The organism is Cupriavidus sp. FW305-F7 (genome assembly GCF_058782875.1).
In genome coordinates this window covers 22,968-41,381 of the sequence record NZ_JBYSYC010000022.1, presented here as the reverse complement: position 1 = coordinate 41,381, position 18,414 = coordinate 22,968, and the positions used below count along the sequence as shown (strand labels likewise).

General features: G+C 67.0%; 17 protein-coding genes and 1 pseudogene. 9 read left to right on the top strand and 9 right to left on the bottom strand.

Annotation, left to right across the window (positions count from 1 at the left end; all coding sequences use genetic code 11):
* Positions 1-30: 30 nt before the first annotated feature.
* Entirely contained in the window at positions 31-570 is a 540-nt protein-coding gene (locus AC3WL8_RS20790) for a flavodoxin family protein (RefSeq protein ID WP_492378701.1), read from the bottom strand.
* A gap of 231 nt (positions 571-801) precedes the next feature.
* Here AC3WL8_RS20790 and AC3WL8_RS20785 point away from each other — a divergent pair, with 231 nt between their 5' ends.
* The gene (locus tag AC3WL8_RS20785; RefSeq protein ID WP_153954492.1) at positions 802-1,254 is read left to right on the top strand and encodes a universal stress protein; all 453 of its coding nucleotides are present in this window, start codon (positions 802-804) and stop codon (positions 1,252-1,254) included.
* A gap of 40 nt (positions 1,255-1,294) precedes the next feature.
* Positions 1,295-1,573: a DUF1488 family protein gene (locus AC3WL8_RS20780; protein ID WP_153954493.1), complete on the top strand. Its 279-nt coding sequence runs from the start codon at positions 1,295-1,297 to the stop codon at positions 1,571-1,573.
* A 280-nt stretch (positions 1,574-1,853) separates the two neighbouring features.
* On the opposite strand, the gene AC3WL8_RS20775 is transcribed toward AC3WL8_RS20780, so the two are convergent.
* Positions 1,854-2,108 carry a hypothetical protein gene (locus tag AC3WL8_RS20775; RefSeq protein ID WP_492378700.1) on the bottom strand — a complete coding sequence of 85 codons (255 nt, stop codon included), beginning with the start codon at positions 2,106-2,108 and terminating at the stop codon, positions 1,854-1,856.
* Positions 2,109-2,324: 216 nt separating this feature from the next.
* Here AC3WL8_RS20775 and AC3WL8_RS20770 point away from each other — a divergent pair, with 216 nt between their 5' ends.
* Positions 2,325-3,164 carry a universal stress protein gene (locus tag AC3WL8_RS20770; protein WP_153954495.1) on the top strand — a complete coding sequence of 280 codons (840 nt, stop codon included), beginning with the start codon at positions 2,325-2,327 and terminating at the stop codon, positions 3,162-3,164.
* Between the two features lie 547 nt (positions 3,165-3,711).
* Here the strand turns inward: AC3WL8_RS20770 and AC3WL8_RS20765 are convergent.
* The 3 genes from AC3WL8_RS20765 to AC3WL8_RS20755 are packed head-to-tail and all read right to left on the bottom strand — an operon-like array spanning position 3,712 to position 6,714.
* Entirely contained in the window at positions 3,712-5,487 is a 1,776-nt protein-coding gene (locus AC3WL8_RS20765; RefSeq protein ID WP_492378699.1) for a PHA/PHB synthase family protein, read from the bottom strand.
* Positions 5,484-6,230, bottom strand: coding sequence for an acetoacetyl-CoA reductase (phbB, locus tag AC3WL8_RS20760; protein ID WP_492378698.1), 747 nt, complete (start codon positions 6,228-6,230; stop codon positions 5,484-5,486). Before phbB ends, AC3WL8_RS20765 begins: the two co-directional genes overlap by 4 nt.
* 4 nt (positions 6,231-6,234) lie before the next feature.
* Complete coding sequence (locus AC3WL8_RS20755) at positions 6,235-6,714, bottom strand: hypothetical protein (RefSeq protein WP_492378697.1); 480 nt, start codon at positions 6,712-6,714, stop codon at positions 6,235-6,237.
* Between the two features lie 367 nt (positions 6,715-7,081).
* Here AC3WL8_RS20755 and AC3WL8_RS20750 point away from each other — a divergent pair, with 367 nt between their 5' ends.
* Genes AC3WL8_RS20750 through AC3WL8_RS20740 form a run of 3 tightly spaced genes read left to right on the top strand, consistent with a single transcriptional unit; the run spans position 7,082 to position 9,028 of the window.
* Entirely contained in the window at positions 7,082-7,687 is a 606-nt protein-coding gene (locus tag AC3WL8_RS20750; protein WP_492378696.1) for a nitroreductase family protein, read from the top strand.
* A 31-nt stretch (positions 7,688-7,718) separates the two neighbouring features.
* On the top strand, positions 7,719-8,345 hold the full coding sequence (locus tag AC3WL8_RS20745; RefSeq protein ID WP_492378695.1) for a phosphoribosyltransferase: 627 nt from the start codon (positions 7,719-7,721) through the stop codon (positions 8,343-8,345).
* A 26-nt stretch (positions 8,346-8,371) separates the two neighbouring features.
* Positions 8,372-9,028, top strand: coding sequence for a BON domain-containing protein (locus AC3WL8_RS20740; protein WP_153954501.1), 657 nt, complete (start codon positions 8,372-8,374; stop codon positions 9,026-9,028).
* A 23-nt stretch (positions 9,029-9,051) separates the two neighbouring features.
* Here AC3WL8_RS20740 and AC3WL8_RS20735 read toward each other — a convergent pair whose 3' ends face one another.
* The 4 genes and pseudogenes from AC3WL8_RS20735 to ftsH all read right to left on the bottom strand — a co-directional run.
* On the bottom strand, positions 9,052-10,422 hold the full coding sequence (locus AC3WL8_RS20735) for a nicotinate phosphoribosyltransferase (RefSeq protein WP_211983007.1): 1,371 nt from the start codon (positions 10,420-10,422) through the stop codon (positions 9,052-9,054).
* Between the two features lie 24 nt (positions 10,423-10,446).
* Positions 10,447-12,084, bottom strand: a complete 1,638-nt coding sequence (gene groL / locus AC3WL8_RS20730) for a chaperonin GroEL (RefSeq protein WP_211983009.1) — start codon at positions 12,082-12,084, stop codon at positions 10,447-10,449.
* A 113-nt stretch (positions 12,085-12,197) separates the two neighbouring features.
* Positions 12,198-13,511 (bottom strand): erythromycin esterase family protein, encoded by a 1,314-nt coding sequence (locus AC3WL8_RS20725; protein WP_492378694.1) that lies wholly within the window; start codon positions 13,509-13,511, stop codon positions 12,198-12,200.
* Positions 13,512-13,529: 18 nt separating this feature from the next.
* Positions 13,530-15,323, bottom strand: a pseudogene (ftsH, locus tag AC3WL8_RS20720) (ATP-dependent zinc metalloprotease FtsH); the annotation flags it as partial.
* 176 nt (positions 15,324-15,499) lie between these two features.
* Between ftsH and AC3WL8_RS20715 the strand changes: the two are divergent.
* The 3 genes from AC3WL8_RS20715 (at position 15,500) to AC3WL8_RS20705 (ending at position 18,403) form a co-directional block, all read left to right on the top strand.
* Positions 15,500-16,714, top strand: coding sequence for a helix-hairpin-helix domain-containing protein (locus tag AC3WL8_RS20715; protein WP_228772454.1), 1,215 nt, complete (start codon positions 15,500-15,502; stop codon positions 16,712-16,714).
* Between the two features lie 594 nt (positions 16,715-17,308).
* Positions 17,309-17,995 (top strand): dienelactone hydrolase family protein, encoded by a 687-nt coding sequence (locus tag AC3WL8_RS20710; protein ID WP_153954542.1) that lies wholly within the window; start codon positions 17,309-17,311, stop codon positions 17,993-17,995.
* A gap of 75 nt (positions 17,996-18,070) precedes the next feature.
* A complete protein-coding gene (locus AC3WL8_RS20705; RefSeq protein WP_153954506.1) occupies positions 18,071-18,403 on the top strand; it encodes an ElaB/YgaM/YqjD family protein in 333 nt (110 codons plus the stop codon).
* Positions 18,404-18,414: the final 11 nt, after the last annotated feature.

Sequence of the window (18,414 nt, the reverse complement as noted above, 5' to 3'; positions counted from 1 at the left end):
GCGAAAGGGCGACGGGGCCGGAAGAAGCGCTCAGGTCTCGTTCGGGGACAACCAGGCGGGCCGCCCGGCGTGGGCAGGCCTGGAGTCCGCGAAGCGCAACGCCTGCACGAAGTCATCGATCTCGGCGGCGGCATCGCCGCTCAGCACGTCGCGCTCGAGCAGCACGAGTGCCGGCGCGGGTGTTTTGCCCGTGAGCTTGGCTATCTCCGCCTCTGCCTGGAAGCCCCCGCGCGCTGCCATGACACAGATTGCAGACACGCGCGCGGCCAGCGGCGGCTTGGCGACACTGGCGGCGAGGAAGCCGCGCATCGGGGCCGCCAGCCTGCCCATCCATACCGGTGCCAGGACCACGACGTGCTCGCAGCGATCGAGGGCCGGGCCGGCGTAGCGGTACTCGACTTGGCGGTGAAAGAGGATATCGATAACGCACCGGAGGTCGCCAAGGATCCCGGCGCGGCTTTTCACGTCGGCGACCTCGGCCAGTGGCCATCCCGACCGCGCGGCAACGGCCTCGGCGACCTGGCGTACGGTGCCGGTCCGGGAGTAATAAACAATCACGGCTTGGGTCATCACGGGCTCCGATCAGATGGCAGCGGACGTCGCTGTTTCTGCAGCGTAGGCCTTGCGTGGCGGCCGCCATTGATGCGCATCAACTGGGACATACGGCCTCCCGCCACGGCGGTTGGAGCGCCGTGCCGCGGCTTTGACACATATCAACAGCAGTTGCGCCGGTTGCCCTACGCTGGATTAAGCTAGTCCAGACCCGAGCCACCACAGGCTCCCATCGCCGGAGAATCCGCTATGTACCAGCGCATCCTTGTCGCCATGGACGGCGGCGCCGCTTCGGAACTTGCCCTGGAACAGGCCATGATCATCGCGCTCGCCGCCAGCGCGGAAGTGGAGGTGGTCCATGTGGTCGATGACCGCAGCCCATTCCTGGATGTCAGCAATCTGGATCCGGTGAGATTGATAGAGGACCTCACGACGGCGGGCGAAAGCGTCCTCGCCGCCGCCGCCAGCAGGCTTGCCGCGGCGGGCATTCGCCACGTAACGCGGCTGCTCGGCAAGCCGATGGCGGAGGACGACGTTGCTACCACGATCGCGGCCGAAGCCAATGGCTGGGGCGCCGATCTGGTTGTGATGGGTACGCACGGCCGACGGGGAGTGCGGCGACTCGTCATGGGCAGCGTCGCGCGGAGCGTGATTACCCTAGCCGTCGCGCCCGTCCTGCTGGTCCGCGCCGAGGAGGCGTAGGCAGGCGAACAGACTTTGGAGGGCGTTACGCCAGACAGCTATGCATAAGATCGACTTTGCCGGCGAGATGCCGGATTATTGCCCGACAGGTCCCAGCCTGCAGTGCACCGCGAAGGTGGACGGGTCGCCCGCGACCTATGAAATCACTGCTGAGGCGCTTGAGGATCATTTCGGCGCACGCTCGTACCGCAGTGAAGATTTGCTGCCGGCATTCATCAGCAACCGCCAGGACATTGAACGCGTCGCGGGAGCCCTGTTCGAGATGACGGGTGCGCGGCACATCGTGCTGCACAGCGGCCATTTTCGCTTCGCGGTGTGAAGCGCACGTCGTGGCCGGCGGCAGCCGCCCTGGGGCGGTGCTCGCCCCACAGGGAGCTAGCCATGAAGAATCGCTTGCAGTCATGCACCCCGACAATACCGCCAGGATGGCGCAGGCTTGCCGCCTGCGCGTTGGTGCCGCTATGCGCAGCGTGTACCGCCGTACCGGACCCGCTGCGGCCGCCGAAGCCACGCACGATCGCGCTGGCGTCAGGCGACCTGGGGCAACCCGTACCTGGTGTTCCGGGCAATGGCCTCTCATGCTCGGTTGGCCGCGCCGCTCAGTCGTAGCGCAAGTCAATGCCGAAGCCGCCGACCAGTTCGCAATCGACGACTCCCGCTGCGTAGGCGAAGAACCACTCTTCAGCCTGTTGCACGCTACCCCGCAGGGCGCGCCAATCTGGCGTAAAGCGAACGCCGATGCTTCTGTCCGGGGCTGTGAAAAGGACGCCGCCGCTGGGCTTGCCTGGCGCGGTGGCGTCGGGGACGCACAGCACGATATGTAATCCCTTGTACGACCGCTTCGTTTCATGCATGTGAGTCTCCTGCGAGGTTTGCCACCGGGGCGCATTCCAAACGCACCGGCGCTCGCTCTATGGGAATCATAGTGGCGCGAACCAGAGCGGTAGTGGTGCCACCGGTACCGACTGTGGCGCGGACAGGAAGGCGGCTTGATGCACGACAAATCCTGGGCCAAGTGGCGACATAGGCTTAAGCAAGCCCCGTTCGGGGCTGCCTGATGGAGACAATCCATGGAATACGCAACGATCCTGGTTCATCTCGATTCCAGCCGCCGTGTGTACGACCGGCTGAACCTCGCCACCCAGTTGGCGCTGGAGTTCCAATCCACGCTGGTCGGCCTGCTTGCAGTCGGCAAGCCCGATCCCACCGCCGTGCGCTACCTGGTGGACGGTGACCGCTATCTCGCCTCTTACGACGAATGGCAGCATCAGGTCGGCGAGCGGGCCCGCCATGCCCTGATGGGCGCGACGGACGAGGTCGCCGTCACTACGGAATGGCGTGCGCCGGACTGGGCCACGGCGGCGACGGTCCAGGCAGAGGCACATCGGGCGGATCTTGTCATCCTCGGACAGCACGATCCCACTGATGATGCCGCCTACGCCGAGCGTGGCTTTGTTGAATCCATCGTGCTGCAATGCGGGCGGCCGGTGCTGGTGGTGCCGTATGCAGGCCGGTTCCCGCACGTTGGAAAGAACATCATGGTGGCGTGGAACGGCAGCCGCGAGTCGGCGCGGGCCATCCGCGATGCGCTCCCGCTTCTGCAGCGCGCAGACACCGTGGAAGTGGTCTCGTGGACGCCCTCAGGCGTTCTGAAAGGGCCATGGGTGTCGCCGCCTCAGTATGCGGTGGACTGGCTGGCTCGGCATGGCGTGGCAGTGCAGCTGTGCACTTTTGCGGCGGGGGGCGGCGATGACACCGGCCAGATGTTGCTCTCACACGCCGCGGACCGAAATGCTGACCTGATCGTCATGGGGGCCTACGGCCACAGTCGGGTGCACGAGCTGGTCCTTGGCGGTGTTACCCGCACGCTGCTCGAGTCGATGACAGTGCCGGTACTGATGTCGCACTGATTTTGCCGTAGTGCCTCGGCGATGCGATGAAAGGAGGTGCAGTGCGGCGGCTGCGACAGAGCGGGATGCCGAGGGAGGTCGGCCGATTACCTATCAACACTGATAGTGGGGTCGCTTGATGAGATACGATGAATAATGGCAGCCGAACACTCCGCCAGCTTGCGCAGGGTTTCTGGAACGAGTTCCTTAGGCGTCGACCGGTATTTCCCGTGTCAGACGGCATGTTTCCGTTCGAGCCGGCTATCCGTAAGCGGTACATCGAGGTCCAAGGTAGAACTTATGCTGTCTGGCGGGCTCGCGCGATTAGGGCTGGCTTTTCTGCCGAGGATTTTTTCCACGCGAGCATTTGCGTACGGGCGGCGATGCACTGATTGCCGCCCGCGATGGTGGGTGCGCAGTTCTCGTGCCCTAGGCGTTCAGGTTCCGTCTTCCCGACATACCTTTCGGCCCATTGAGAGTTGACTAGAAACTGTCCGCCGGCATGTCTTTCACCGGTAGTTTGCCTTTTCCCAATGTGTAAGGCACAGCGCTGCGAACAAGCCCCTTTCTAGGGTTCCAGAACGTAGGCACCAGGAGCGTCCGCGAGCCCCTGGGCCGGCGCCTGTCGCGTGCAGGATCCGGTCGAGTGGGCCACTAGCCAGTCATGCCACGCCGGCCACCAGGAACCGTCGCGGTACACAGCCACGCTGAGGAACTGCTCCGGGCTCAGGTAGGGCGCGGCGCGCATTCGCGTATGCACATGGTAGCGCCGGCCCGGGTGGCCCGGCTCCGACACGATACCTGCGTTGTGGCCGCCCGAAGTCAGCAAGAAGGTCAGTTCGGCCCGGGTCAGCAAGTGGAGCTTGTACACGGATCGCCAGGGCGAGACGTGGTCGTGTTCGGTGCCTACCACGAAGAGCGGGAGGTCGAGGTCCGACAGGGCGACAGGCTGTCCGCCAACGCATAGCTTGCCGGTGGCCAGCTCGTTGCCCAGGAACAGCTTGTGCAGGCATTCCGAATGCAGGCGGTAAGGCAGTCGCGTGGTGTCGCGGTTCCAAGAGACCAGATCGTTGGCGCGCAAACGTTGGCCGAGCAGGTACTCGCTCATTACGCGCGACCAGATCAGGTCCTGGGCGTTCAGCATCTGAAAGGCAGACTTCATCTGCGGCCCGTCCAGATATCCCTGACTCCACATGAGGGCGTCGAGCGTGGCGAGCGAGCTCTTGTCGATGAACAGGCCCAGTTCGCCCGGATCATGGAAATCGGTTTCGGCCGCAAAGAGCGTCATGCTGGCCAGTGGCCCGCCGGCGGCGTCGCGGGCCAGCATGGCGGCACCCGTGGCAAGCAGGGTGCCGCCCAGGCAATACCCGGCGGCGTGGATGTGCGCGCCGTCGCAGCGCGCGTGCACGGTGTCGAGCGCAGTCAGAAGCCCGGCCTCCAGGTAGGTGTCAAGCCCGAAGTCGCGGGCCGAGGCGTCCGGGTCTTTCCATGAGATCATGAACACGGTATGGCCGCTCTCGACCAGGTAGCGCACCAGCGAATTCTCGGGCTTCAGGTCGAGGATGTAATACCGCATGATCCAGGATGGCACGATCAGGACCGGCTCGCGCCAGACCGTATCGGTGCCGGGTGCGGGCGCATACTCGATCAGTTCGATCAACGCGTTGCGGAACACCACCTTGCCAGGCGTGCACGCCACGTCGCGCCCGGGTAGAAATTCCAGCGCGGGGCGCCCCGCGGGCAGTCCAGGCACCTTTGACAGCAGCTCACTGGCGTCCTGCAGCCAGTGATGGGCGCCTTGCAGGAAGTTGGCGCCGAAGGTGCTCGAGGCGGTCCTGGCAATCGTCGGACTCATCCACCAAACATTACCGGGTGCGAGCAGGTCAAGCCATTGCCGGGCACAGAAGGCGACGATGTGCTGGTGATGGCGCGACAGGCCGTCGATATCCTGCGTCAGCGACTCCCAGAAGGCCTCGTTGCGCATGAACGCATCGCGCCAGCAACGATAAGGCCAGTCCTGCCAGCCGGCATCGGCAAAGCGCTGATCGCTGACGTCAACGGACGGGGGCTCGGCCGCGGTCGGCAACAGCCGTGGCGAATCTTCGATGCTGTGTTGCAGCCACACTTGCCAGGCCTGCACGATCTTTGCCGGGGAGATGCCGAGCTGCAGCGCCCAGTCGAGCCCGGCCAGGCTTGCCGAGATCACCGACAGGCCCCCGGTGGCGCGGGCCAGGCCGGCGCGGATCTGCTTGTCCAACCAGACTTGCGCCGGTATGGCGGGCTGCGGCGCGCATTCCGGCATGGCCGACAGGCTGGGCGGTGACGTCCTGTCGTCGATCCTCATTGCAGGTGTTGCCCGCCGTTGATGGCAAAATTCGCGCCAGTGACGAAGGCCCCGTCGTCGCTGCACAGGTAAGAGATCAGCGCCGCGACCTCGGCCGGCTTGCCTAGCCGGCCGACCGGGATGGTCGGCAACACGTCCCGCTCGAGGATCTCGGCGGGCATGTCCGTCACCATGTGGGTATCCAGGTAGCCCGGCGAAACGGTGTTGACGGTGATGCCTTTGCGCGCGAGTTCCAGCGCCAGCGCCTTGGTGAAGCCATGTACCCCCGCCTTGGCGGCGGCATAGTTGGTCTGGCCAAAGGCGCCCCGCGAGGCATTGACCGACGAGATATTGACGATGCGGCCCCAACCACGCGCCAACATCGGCTCAACCAGCGGCCGCGTCATATGAAAGAGCGAGTCGAGGTCCGTGCGCAGCACGAAGTCCCAGTCAGCCTTATCCATCTTGCGCAGGGTCCGGTCGCGCGTGACCCCGGCATTGTTGATCAGAATATCGACGTCGCCGAGCTCGCTGCGCACTTGCGACACGCAGTGCTGGCAGGACGCGAAGTCCGTCACGTCGACCGGGAACGCCGTGAATTCGCGGCCGGCGGAGCGTTGTGCGCCAAGCCACTGGGTCACGTGGTCATTGTGTACGGAGTGCGTCACCACGACGCGCACGCCGTCAGCCAGCAGCCGCACGGCAATTGCTTCGCCGAGGCCGCCCATGCCTCCCGTTACCAGGGCAATGCGTTGTCCGGCCATCTCGTCAGCTCCGTGACGCGCCGGCGGGGCGCGCCGGGGCCTTCGCGCCTGGGGTAGGGACGGCCATCAGGCGGCCGACGTTGTCGAACATCTCGCGCGCCGATTCCGCAAAGGGCGAGTAGCCGCCTCCCTCCACCATGACCTTCTGCTGATAGTCGTGCCAGGCTTCGGTCGACTCGCGCAGGTGCTCCATGAAGGCCGAGGCCATTTCTATGTAAAGGCTGCCAAAGTCGCGTGCATGCGCGGCGTTGCGCTCGACCTGCGCGGCCAGAATCTGAGCGGGCAGGCCATTGAAGGCGTTCCAGTCGGGCGCATCGTTGACGTGGGCGAGCGCCTGCCGGGTGCCTTTGATGTCCTCGTCCAGGGCCTTGAGGCGGAGCCTGAGCAGCATCTGGCGCGATTCTTCCCAGCGCAGCCATATGCGCAGGGCGGACTGCTCGGCGCAGCGCGCGAGTTCGAAGGCGGGATCGGTCTGGTCTGGCATGGAGGAACTCCTATAGTCAAGCGGCTGGCCTGCCCCGGGGCGCGCAGGTCTGGATAAGTCTAGGAGGGCAACCTTGGAGGGGCTTGACGTATCGCAAGGAGTGCGCAATGCGTCGGGCGGCGCGGCATGGCCAAGCCGCGCCTGCGTTCGTCAGAGCGTCAGAGCGCAGGGGTCGCATGGCCGGCGGCCTGCGCATGTGGCCGGACACCCGGAGAGGCAAGGCCGATCAGGAGCCGGGACCGAGCTGTTCTGCTACACGCCGCGAGCAAACGGGCTTTCCTTTGATCCATCCCAAATGGCAGGGCCGGCTTGCCGCCTACGGTAATCCCAGGGGGGCGTTGCCGACCCCATCGATCTGGAGCACGACGTGACACATCCCATCGTTTTATCCGAAGCCGGCGTGGAATACCTGAAGCTGCCGCCACCGCAGACCGAAGGTGGCATGCCGCTGCTGACGGCGCTGCTGCAGCGCCGCTCGACCCGACACTTTGCCCCGCGGAACCTGGATGACACGCTGCTGTCGTCCCTGCTGTGGGCGGCTTTCGGCGTCAATCGCCCGGGCACTGGCCTGCGCACCGCGCCCTCGACCCGCAACTGGCAGGAAATCGACCTGTACGCGGCGCTGCGCGACGGACTGTACGTGCTTGAACCGGCGGACTGGCGCCTTCGGCTGGTCATCGGCGAAGACCTGCGCGCGGCGACCGGCCTGCAGGACTATGTTGCCGAGGCGCCATTGAACCTCGTCTACGTGAGCCGGCTCTCCAGGCTCGACGAGACCGACAAGCCACTGCGCCAGTTCTATACCGCGCTGGATACGGGGTATATCAGCCAGAACGTTTACCTCTTCTGCGCCGCGTCCGGCCTGGCCACGGTGGCGCGCGGCCTGCTGGACCGCCGCGCGCTGGCCGCCTCCATGCGGCTGGAGCACGACCAGCGCGTGATCCTGGCCCAGAGCGTGGGCTATCCGGCGTAAGCCGCCACCCAGGCAGCCAAAGGAGGGGACCATGCCATTCATTGACAGGGCCGATGCGGCCGCACAACTGGCGCGTGCGCTTTCCGGCCACGCAGGAGAACGGCCGCTGGTGCTGGCCGTTCCCCGCGGTGCAGTGCCGATGGGCGCCATCATTGCCGATGCGCTCGGCGCGGACCTTGACGTCGTGCTCGTGCGCAAACTCGGCGCACCGGGCAACCCGGAGTTCGCCATCGGCGCCGTAGACGAGAGCGGCTGGACCTATCTCACACCCTATGCCGCCGCGGCAGGCGCCGACAGCGAATACATCGACCGCGAGCGCGCGGCCCAGCTTGCGACGCTGCGGCGGCGCCGCGCCGCCTACACGCCGGGCCGGGAACCGGTCCGCGCCACCGGTCGACAGGTCATCATTGTGGACGACGGCCTGGCGACCGGGGCCTCGATGATCGCCGCGCTGCACGCCATCCGCGAGCAGAAGCCCGCGCGGCTCGTCTGCGCGGTGCCGGTGGCGCCGCCGCGGACGCTGGAACTGTTGCAGCCCTATGCCGACGAGGTGGTGTGCCTGGAGACGCCGGCCGGCTTCCGGGCAGTGGGGGAGTTCTACCGCGACTTCTCGCAGGTCGAGGATGCGGAGGTCGTGGCTTGCCTGAAAGGGCGGTAAAGACACGCACACGCGAGGAGGCACCCATGAAGGGCGACAGGCAGCTGCAGCAAGACGTGACCGAGGCGCTGATCTGGGATCCGGCGGTCCATGGCAACGAGATCGGGGTCCAGGTCCAGGACGGCGTCGTCACGCTGACCGGGCACCTTGGAACCTTTGCCGAGAAGTACTCGGCAGAAGCGGCGGTCAGGCGCATTCCCGGGGTGCGGGCGCTGGCCGTGGAACTGGACGTCCACCTGCCCGACGATGCGCGCCGCACCGATGCCGACATTGCCCGGGCCGCGGCCAACGTGCTGTCCTGGAATTCGATGGTGCCGGCCGACCGTATCCGGATCCTGGTCGAACACGGCGTGGTGACCCTTAGCGGCGATGTCGACTGGTACTACCAGCGCACCGGCGCCGAGCACGCCGTGGCCGGACTGTTCGGCGTGGTCGGGGTCACCAATGCGCTCGCCATCCGGCCTCGTGCCGACAAGCAGGACGTGGCGGCACGGATCCAGGCGGCCATCGCGCGCCAGGCTGCCAGCGACGCCGACCAGGTAACCGTGACGGTGAGGGATAGCGCGGTGACGCTGACCGGCACTCTGCGCACGCTGGCCGAGCGCGAGGCGGCATTCGAAGCGGCCTGGTCTGCACCGGGTGTCAGCGCGGTCGTCAACCAGATCGAAGTCAGGCCCGGCTAGCTCAGGCATTCGCCCTTGCCGCACTACCGGGGCGCCGCTGTCGGGCTGGCCTGCGCGGTCAGCGCATCGGCAGCGCGCGCCAGGTCCTGCAGGGTAGTGCTGACGGTGACCGGATAGGGTGCCGACGGCTCCAGCGCTTGCAGGGCGGCGGGCAGCGCGGCGAGTTGCTGTGCGGCATAGGCCCGGCTGGTGAGCAGCGGCACCTCTGGCGCCACACGCCGGCCACGCGCCATGCTAGGCTGCATCAGCGGCAGCCCGTCACAGGCATCCCCCTCGATTGTCAGCGTATCGTCGAGCATGGTGCCGTCGGCGCCGTAACGACGGTAGGACTGCTTGCGGCCAGGCCAGGTGGCCTTGCCTTCCGAGCGCTTGCGCCGCGGCAGGCCTGCATACTCGGTCAGCTTGTACGCGCAGTCTAGATACGGGGCGTCGGCCGAGGTGTTCATGCGCGTGCCGACCCCGAAACCGTCGATGGGCGCGCCCGCTGCGACCAGGTCGCGGACGCGATACTCATCCAGGTTGCCGCTGGCAAAGATGCCGATCGACTGCAGGCCGGCGCCGTCGAGGATGGCGCGCACCCGGCGCGCATGCTCGCCGAGGTCGCCGCTGTCGATGCGCACCGCTTTGACGGCGATCCCACTGGCGCGCAGCATCGCGGCCAGTACTGCCACCTTCTGCGCGGCGGTCTCGGTGTCGTAGGTGTCGATCAGCAGCGTGGCGTTTTCCGGCTGTGAGCGCGCGAACGACGCGAAGGCCTCGCCCTCGTCCAAGTGCGCCTGCACATAGGAATGCGCCATGGTGCCGTAGGACGGGATGGCGAAGCGCACGCCGGCCAGCAGTGTCGCGGTGCCAGTGAACCCCGCCAGATAGCTGGCGCGGGCCGACAGCAAGCCGGCTTCGGCGCCGTGCGCGCGGCGCAGGCCAAAGTCGACCAGCATGCGCCCCGCCCCCGCCAGCACCACGCGCGCCGCCTTGCTGGCCACGATGGTCTCGTAGTGCAGCAGGTTCATGACCCGGCTTTCGACCAGCTGGGCCTGCTGGATTGGCGCGGTGATGCGCAGGATGGGCTCGTCTGGGAAGAACACCGTGCCCTCCGGCATGGCCTGGACATCCCCGCTGAAGCGGAAGGGCATGAGCGATTGCAGGAATGCCGGGCTGAAATGCCCGGTCGACGCCAGCTGGTCAACGTCGTCCTCGCTGAAGCGCAGCCGTTCCAGGTAGGCGAGCACCTGTTCCAGCCCTGCCGCCAGCAGGAAGTTCCTGCCCGGCGGCAGTTTTCGGACGAAGAACTCGAAGCTGGCGATAGCGTTCATGCCGCTGTCGAAGTACGCCTGCATCATGGTGAACTCGTACAGGTCGGTCAGCAGCGGGCTTTCGCAATCGAGGGTAGTCATGGCGGGTCACGCAGGCAGCGTTGCTCAGTAGTCTTCGCCGAACATCGACGACCCCGGGCGCGTGCCGGCATCGCCCTGGCCGGCGGGGCTGCGCTGAATCGCGATCATGCAGTCCGTCGTCAGCAGCAGGGAGGCGATCGACACGGCATTTTGCAGGGCGGTGCGCACCACCTTGACGGGGTCGATCACGCCGAGTTCGATCATGTCGCCATAGCGCTCGGTGCCGGCGTCGTAGCCGAGCGTGCCTGAACCGGCGCTCACTTGGTGCACCACCGCGTCGGCATCTGCACCGGCGTTGGCGGCGATCTGCCGCATCGGCGCAGCCAGTGCCGCGTGGACGATGTGGCCGCCGGCGGCCTGCTCGGCGTTCGGCGCCTGCCAGGCTTCGAGGGCGGCGCGGGCGCGCAGCAGCGCCACGCCGCCGCCGGCGACGATGCCTTCGTCCACCGCGGCACGGGTGGCGTGCAAAGCATCCTGGAAGCGGTTCTTGCGCTCGTGCAGCGCGCTCTCCGTGGCCGCACCCACCTTGATCACGGCCACGCCGCCGGCCAGCCGGGCCAGGCGCCGCTGCAGCGCCTCACGCTCATAGTCCGAGCGCACCTCGTCCAGGCGCAGGCGCAGGGCGGCAATGCGCTCGGCCACACGCGGGCGTTCGTCACCGGAGCCGATCAGGGTGGTGGTGTCCTTGTTGACCTCCACGCGGCGGGCTTCGCCAAGCTGTTCCAGCGTCACGTGCTCGAGCGAGATGCCTGCCTGCGGTGAGACCACGGTGGCGCCGGTCAGCGCGGCCAGGTCGCCCAGCTGCTCGGTACGCGAGTCGCCGAAACCCGGCGACTTGACCGCGCAGCTCTTCAGCGCGCCGCGCAGGTTGTTCACCACGAGCGTGGCCAGCGCCTCGCCCTCCACATCGTTGGCGATGACCAGCAAGGGCCGGCCCGCGTGGCTCACGGCCTCCAGGACCGGCAGCAGCTGCGCGATGGCGGCAATGTTCGCGTCGCACAGCAGCACCAGAGGCGATTCCAGCACGACGGCACGGCTCTCGTTGGTCGCGAACAAGGGCGAGAGGTAGCCGCGATCGATCAGCGCGCCGTCGGCGATGTCGAGTGCGTCGTCCAGCTTGGAGCCATCCTCCACGCTGATCGCGCCATCCTTGCCGACCCGCTCGACAGCCTGAGCCACCAGCGTGCCGACGGACTGGTCGCCGCTGGCCGAGATCGTGGCGATCTGGCGCATCTCGTCGGTACTATCGCAGGGCCGGGCGCATTCCAGCAAGGCGCTAGCGACCAGCTTGCCGGCGGCCTCGATGCCGCGCTTGAGTTGCATGGGGTCGTGGCCGGCTTCGACGTATTTCACGCCTTCAGCCACGATCGCGTGGGCCAACGTAGTCGCGGTCGTGGTGCCGTCGCCGGCGATCTCGCTGGTGCGCACCGCGGCCTCGCAGAGCAGGCGGGCGCCCATGTCGGCGAAGGGATTGGCCAGCGTCACCGACTTCGCCACGACCACGCCGGAATTGGCGACCAGCGGCACCATGTCGGGCCGCTCCACGATCACGTTGCGGCCGCCCGGGCCCAGCGTCACCTTGACCGCGTGGGCCAGTTGTTCCACGCCGCTCAGCATCATGCGGCGCGCGCCCTGGTGGAAGATAAGTGTTCTGGCAGGCATGATGATCTCCGCATTAGTGGGGCTCGCACGCTTTACGGTAGTTGCCATCCCGGCCTGCGCGTTGACGCAACGCAAGCCCCGCGGTGGTGCCCGGCGCCTGTGGCAGGCGCGCTTCAGTCCGGCCGGCCGCTGCCCAGCGCGGGCACGGGATGCCCGGGCTGCAGCGGCTCCAGCGCGGTGGTTTCGTCCAGGTGAAAGAGGGCGTCGAACTGGCCGGCGATCGAGGCATCGAAATAGTGGCTGGCACGCTCCGTGCGGGGCAGGTAGAGCACGCCGATGGCGCGTTCCAGCATGACCTCGAAGAGCGGGTGGCTGGCCTGCGGTCCAAGCGGCAGGAAGAAGCGGTCGAGCCCGGTGCTGTGGAACAGTGCCTCCCAGCTGTCGTGCAGTGCCGGCACCACAGCTTTATGTTCGGGGTCGCCGTCCCATTCGGAGGCCGCGCAGACATGGCCGGTGTAGGTGGTAAAGCCGACCAGCAGCGCCTGCGCGCCGGCCTGCTGGCGCACCAGCTGCCCCAGGTTCCACTCGCCGCGCAGCTGTGATTCCGTGGCACGCGCATCGCCCAGGTGGGAGTTGTGGGCCCAGACCACGATGCGCCCGCTGCCGCCGCGACGCAACCGGTAGGTGGCCAGCGAAGACAGCGTTTGCGCCATGTGCGCGTCGCGTAGATTCCAGGTGCTGACGCGGCGGCCGAACATCTCACGATAGTAGGCTTCCGCATTGACGACCACCGTCGCGTTGCGCTCGGCAAAGTAGTGCGAATCCATGGCCGCCAGGCCGTTGCGGGAAATATAGGCGGCCTCGTCGTTGCGCAGCTGCAGCAGCTGGCGGATGGCGCCGTCGCGCGCCGGCGCACGCAGCCCGGTGGCGGCCTGGTAGCCGTAGGCAGCCGGGTCACGCACATGGTCGAGCGCGGCATAGTGCTGCCGGGCAGTCTCGGCCTGCACCGGGTCGGCGCGCTGAAGGTAGCGGATCACGGCCTCGGCCGAGCGGTACAGGCTGTAGAGGTCGAGCCCATAGACACCGACCCGCCGTTCCGGCGGCAGGCCGGCATTGTGGCCGCGCAGCCATTCGATGAACGTCAGGAATTCCCGGTTGCGCCACATCCAGGACGGGAAGCGTTCGAAATCGCTTAGGGCCTGCTCGGCGCTGTCGTCGCCCTCGCCCTGCACGTAGCGGTTGACACGCCAGGCGTCGGGCCAGTCCCCTTCGATGGCGACGGCATCGAAGCCCTGGCCACGGACCAGCGCCTGCGTGATCTGCGCCCGCATCCGGTAGAACTCGGCCGTGCCGTGCGTGGCTTCGCCAAGCAAAACAATGTCCTTGCCGTGGGCCATGTCGAGCAGCGGATCGTAGTCGGAGGCATTGCCTTGCAGGCGCTGTGCAGCCTCTCGGACTGCCAGGAAGGGGGTAAGCGGAGATGCCATGGGGTACTCCTCGGGTGGCTACTGCATGACGGGTTCGTCTTGCGGCGCTGTCGCGCCCGCCTGCATCAGGGCGTCGAGCGCGGCCCGGTCGACCACTTCTTTCTCAAGCAGCAGTTGCGCCAGCCGGTAGAGGCGGGCGCGCTGCCCGAGCAAGGTCTGGCGTGCCCGCTCGGCGGACTGGTCCAGCGTGAGCCGGATCTCCTCGTCGATGGCCTGCGCGGTGCGCTCGCTGTACTCGCGTTCCGGCCGCGACAGGGCGGCCGCGGAGGGCAGCAGGGTGCTGCGTGCGCGCTCGTAGCACGGCACGAGCGATTCGCTCATGCCGAACTGGGTGATCATCTGTCGCGCCATGTCGGTGGCACGTTCCAGGTCGTTTTGCGCGCCGGTGGAGACGTCGCCGAAGACAATCTGTCCCGCCGCGCGCCCGCCCAGTAGCACATCCAGCCGGTCCAGCAGCTCGCTGCGGCGTAGCAGGTAGCGGTCTTCGGTCGGGGTCTGCTGCGTAAAGCCGAGCGCCGCAACGCCGCGCGGAATGATGGAGATGCGCGAGTCCCGGTCCGCGAGCCGACAGCATTCGGCGACCAGCGAATGTCCGGCTTCGTGGTGGGCAATTGTCTGCTTTTCCAGCGGGATCATGATCCGGTTGCGTTTTTCCAGCCCGCCAACGATGCGGTCGAGGGCCAGGTTGAAGTCTGCGTTGTCGACCGCCGGCTTGTTGTGGCGGGCGGCCAGCAGGGCGGCCTCGTTGACCAGGTCGGCGAGGTCGGCGCCGGCAAAGCCCGGCGTGCGCGCGGCCAGTTCTCGGAGATTGACTTCCGGGGCCAGCTTGACATGACGCACGTGCACACCAAGGATCTGCTCGCGCCCTTTCAGGTCGGGGCGGTCCAGCACGATATGGCGGTCAAAGCGGTCGGGCCGCTGCAGCGCGGCGTCGAGGATTTCCGGGCGGTTGGTGGCGGCCATGATGATCACGCCCTTGTTGGTGTCGAAGCCGTCCATTCGCACCAGCAACTGGTTGAGCGTCTGTTCGCGCTCATCCTGGCCGCCGGCCGTGTTGAGGGTACGGGTCTTGCCCAGCGCGTCCAGTTCGTCGATGAAGATGATGCACGCGCCTTCTGTTCGGCCTGCGCGAACAGGTCGCGCACGCGCGCCGCGCCCACGCCGACGAACATTTCCACGAACTCGGCACCGCTCATGCTGAAGAACGGCACCCCGGTCTCGCCGGTGACGGCGCGTGCCAGCAGCGTCTTGCCGGTGCCCGGGGCACCCAGCAGCATCACCCCCTTGGGAATCTTGCCGCCCAGGCGCCGGTAGCGCTCCGGGTTCTTGAGAAAGTCCACCACCCCCTCCATCAACTCCACCTTGGCTTCGTCGATGCCGGCGACGTCGGCGAAGGTCACCCCAGTCTCCCGCTGAAGATAGCCCCGGGCCTTACTCTTGCCGATCTCCATCAGGCCCCCCCGCGGCATTCCCTATGCGCCGGTACAGCAGGCTCCAGATCGCGAAGGAGACGAGGGCCGGCACGATCCAGGACAGTAGCGTGCCCAGCCATCTGGCATCGCCTTGCCCGGCATAGCGCACATGAGCCGCGTCCAGGTCGGCCAGCAGCCCCGTATCGCTGATGCGGGCCGTGGCGAAGGCGCGCTCGGGGCTGCCGCCGCGCTGTAGCGCGGCCGCCTGGTCGGCTGGCAGGATGGTCTCAACACCGGCTGTCGCCAGCGTGCCGCTGATCGCCGTCTCGCCAACAGTGGCGCCGCGCACCTTGCCGGCCTTGAGCAAAGCCTTGAAGTCGCTGTAGGCCAGGGTGGTGACGGTTTCCGTGGCGACGTGCGATGGCGGGTAGGCGCCGCAGGTGAAACAGATACACGGCCGACTTGCGCAAGAAACGCTTCACATCAGCTTCGTAGACACCGGTGTCCCATGCCATCGTTTGGATCCTTGTGAGGGTTGTGCTCGGTTCCACGATAGTGGCGGGTCGGGGCTGGCCTTTGATCGGTATCAACGGACACCGTCACAACGCGATGTCGGCCTTGCAGAAGCCTGCCGTCGGCGGCGAACGGCGCCTTGATGTGCCGCAACCCTCTCGCCGCACGGTCGTCCAGAATTCAGGGGATGCCAACCCGCGCAGGAGGAACGACGTGACGGCCCGTTTTCAACACATCGCCGCGGCGGCCGGAAAGGGTGCCCGCCGGCTTGGCCGCGCTACGCCGGGGCCGGCCGGCAAGACGACGGGTACCAACGACGCCATCGTCGCGATCTTCAATGAAATCGCCGATCTGCTGGATATCTCGGGCGCCAACCCATTCCGGATTCGCGCCTACCGCAATGCGGCCCGCACTGTCAGCGGATTGTCCGAAGACGCAGGCGCCATGCTGGCGCGGGGCGTCGACCTGACCGCGCTGCCGGGCATTGGCGACGACCTGGCCGGGAAGATTCGCGAGATCGTGGAAAGCGGCAATTGCACCGTGCTGACACAACTGCGCGAGGCCGTGCCCGGCCAGGCGGCGGCCTTGCTGAGGCTGCCCGGCTTGGGGCCGCGCCGCGTGCAGGTGCTGCAGCGTGAGCTGCATGTTGCCACGCTGGACGACTTGGCCAGAGCTGCGCGCGAGCACCGGATCAGCGTGCTGTCGGGATTCGGGGCGCGCAGCGAGCAGCGCTTGCTGGAGGCGATCCAGGCACACCTGGATCGGAACCGCCGCTTTAATCTGGAAGTGGCGACGCATGCGGCCGAGCAGCTCCTGGCTTACCTGCGCCGCGAGACCACGACTCAGTCGCTGGACGTTGCGGGCAGTTATCGGCGCGGCAAAGACACCGTGGGCGACCTGGACATCGTGGCGGCTTCGGCCTCACCGAAAGATGTGATCCGCACCTTCGTCGCGTATCCAATGACGCAGCGGGTGATCTCGGCCGGCACGACCCGTGCCAGCACCGTGTTGGCGAACGGTATACAGGTGGACCTCAGGGTGGTGCCGGCGGTGAGCTACGGTGCCGCGCTGGTCTACCTGACGGGCTCGAAAGCGCACAATGTCGCGAAGGCCAGCGGAGTGCTGGTGAGCATCAACTCGGATGCCCATCGCGCGCGCGACTTCCAGACCCTGTCCTTCGGCCTGGCCCGGGCGCGGCGCGGATGGCTGCAGGCCGCCGACGTGCTCAACGCCCGCCCGTTGCCGGTATTGCGCAGCCTGCTGCGGCGGACCATGTAGCCGGCAACCTCCGCAGATGTCTGGCCGTTGTTTGATCCAGCCCAAGTCGATTGCCGCCCAGGCGCATAGCGTTAACGGTGTGGGCTACCTCGGGCTCTACCGGTCTCAGGGCGCTGAATGGTGTAGGGACGCCGCTGCAACCGACCGTCAACCGGCGTGCATGTCAATGACTAAAGAGGCATCAAGATGAAAGTCCGCGCACAGTCAATGAAGGTCCGGCCGGTCCGCTGGAACCCGTTCCCCGTCGAGCACGTGCCCGACCGCTACAAGCAGCCGGCGGCTGCCCCGGCGCTGGCGAGTTGCCCGAATCCTTCGAGGCGGCGCATCGGGCCGAGATTCTGGCCGGTACGGCACCGCGAAGTCCAGTTGCGGGCACAGCATCCGATGGAGCGCGTGATGGCGATTGAGTCGGGAGAACAGGGCACGGTGATCACCGCGACCGGGCTGCACCTGGCACGAGACATCGGCAACGCCATCCACCATGCATACCGGGGAACGCTCACGATCGATTACGGCAACGCCGAGACCGAACTGCACGTGCATTGGCACGGGGCGGTAGCGAGGTCACCGGGACGGACGGGAAGGGGAGGCCTCATGGAACACATTACCACCGAACAGGTGCGAATCCATATTGGCGATATCGAACTGCCGGGAGACCTTGCCCTGCCGGAAGCGGCATCCGGCCTGGTCCTGTTTGCACATGGCAGCGGCAGTTCGCGCCACAGTGTGCGCAACCGCGAGGTCGCCTCGACGCTGAACCGGATGGGCCTGGGCACGCTGCTGTTTGACCTGCTGACGACCGACGAGGACGTCGGGATGGCGAAGCGGTTCGACATCGCCCTGCTAAGTGAGCGGCTCAAGGCTGCCACGGTATCTGTGGCGCACCTGGCGCTCGAGCGCCACCTGCGGTTCGGCTACTTCGGCGCGAGCATGGGAGCTGCCGCAGCCATCCGCGCCGCTGCGGAGTCGCCCCCGCACATGCGGATCGACGCGGTGGTATCGCGCGGCGGCCGCGTCGACCTGGCCGGCCATGAGGCGCTGTGCCGATTGCAGGCGCCGACGCTGATGATCGTGGGGGAAGCGGATCCAGAGCTGCTGAAACTCAACGCGCGCGCCATGGCTTGGATGTCATGCGAGAAGCGGCTGGGGGTGATTCCTGGCGCCACGCACCTGTTCAAGGAGCCAGACGCGCTGGACCAGGTCGGCGAGCTCGCCGGCGAGTGGTTCTGCCAGCATTTTGCAGCGATGGCGCAACACGCGCCGCCTGGGCGAGTCGTCTAGCCAGTCGTTTGCGACGACAGGATTTCCATGGTGCCGTGCGACGCACGGCGAAGACGCGTTGAAAAGGAGAATGACATGAACGATATCCGCACCGAACTCTCGATGCACAAGGAGGCGCTGACCCGTGATGCCAACACGCTGCTGGCAGACGTGCAGGCATTGTTGCGGGATGTTGCCGACGAAGCCGGCGTTGAGTCAACCCAGGCGCGCACGGAGCTGGCTGCGCGCCTGCGCGTACTGCAAGGACGCCTTGACGCGCAGCGCCAGGCGGCGCGGGCACGGGTCTCGCAATGGGCCGATACCACGGACCGCTACGTGCACGCGCACCCGTGGGAAAGCATGGGCTCGGTCGCCGCGGTTGCGGCCGTGGCCGGCGCCCTGGTCGCACTGGCCGTTGCCCGCCGCTAGCGGGTGCGCGG

Bases quoted from the DNA above. Each gene is read 5' to 3' on its own strand.
- AC3WL8_RS20790 (WP_492378701.1), bottom strand. From the start codon at position 570: ATGACCCAAGCCGTGATTGTTTATTACTCCCGGACCGGCACCGTACGC.
- AC3WL8_RS20785 (WP_153954492.1), top strand. From the start codon at position 802: ATGTACCAGCGCATCCTTGTCGCCATGGACGGCGGCGCCGCTTCGGAA.
- AC3WL8_RS20780 (WP_153954493.1), top strand. From the start codon at position 1,295: ATGCATAAGATCGACTTTGCCGGCGAGATGCCGGATTATTGCCCGACA.
- AC3WL8_RS20775 (WP_492378700.1), bottom strand. From the start codon at position 2,108: ATGCATGAAACGAAGCGGTCGTACAAGGGATTACATATCGTGCTGTGC.
- AC3WL8_RS20770 (WP_153954495.1), top strand. From the start codon at position 2,325: ATGGAATACGCAACGATCCTGGTTCATCTCGATTCCAGCCGCCGTGTG.
- AC3WL8_RS20765 (WP_492378699.1), bottom strand. From the start codon at position 5,487: ATGAGGATCGACGACAGGACGTCACCGCCCAGCCTGTCGGCCATGCCG.
- phbB (WP_492378698.1), bottom strand. From the start codon at position 6,230: ATGGCCGGACAACGCATTGCCCTGGTAACGGGAGGCATGGGCGGCCTC.
- AC3WL8_RS20755 (WP_492378697.1), bottom strand. From the start codon at position 6,714: ATGCCAGACCAGACCGATCCCGCCTTCGAACTCGCGCGCTGCGCCGAG.
- AC3WL8_RS20745 (WP_492378695.1), top strand. From the start codon at position 7,719: ATGCCATTCATTGACAGGGCCGATGCGGCCGCACAACTGGCGCGTGCG.
- AC3WL8_RS20740 (WP_153954501.1), top strand. From the start codon at position 8,372: ATGAAGGGCGACAGGCAGCTGCAGCAAGACGTGACCGAGGCGCTGATC.
- AC3WL8_RS20735 (WP_211983007.1), bottom strand. From the start codon at position 10,422: ATGACTACCCTCGATTGCGAAAGCCCGCTGCTGACCGACCTGTACGAG.
- groL (WP_211983009.1), bottom strand. From the start codon at position 12,084: ATGCCTGCCAGAACACTTATCTTCCACCAGGGCGCGCGCCGCATGATG.
- AC3WL8_RS20725 (WP_492378694.1), bottom strand. From the start codon at position 13,511: ATGGCATCTCCGCTTACCCCCTTCCTGGCAGTCCGAGAGGCTGCACAG.
- AC3WL8_RS20710 (WP_153954542.1), top strand. From the start codon at position 17,309: ATGGAACACATTACCACCGAACAGGTGCGAATCCATATTGGCGATATC.
- AC3WL8_RS20705 (WP_153954506.1), top strand. From the start codon at position 18,071: ATGAACGATATCCGCACCGAACTCTCGATGCACAAGGAGGCGCTGACC.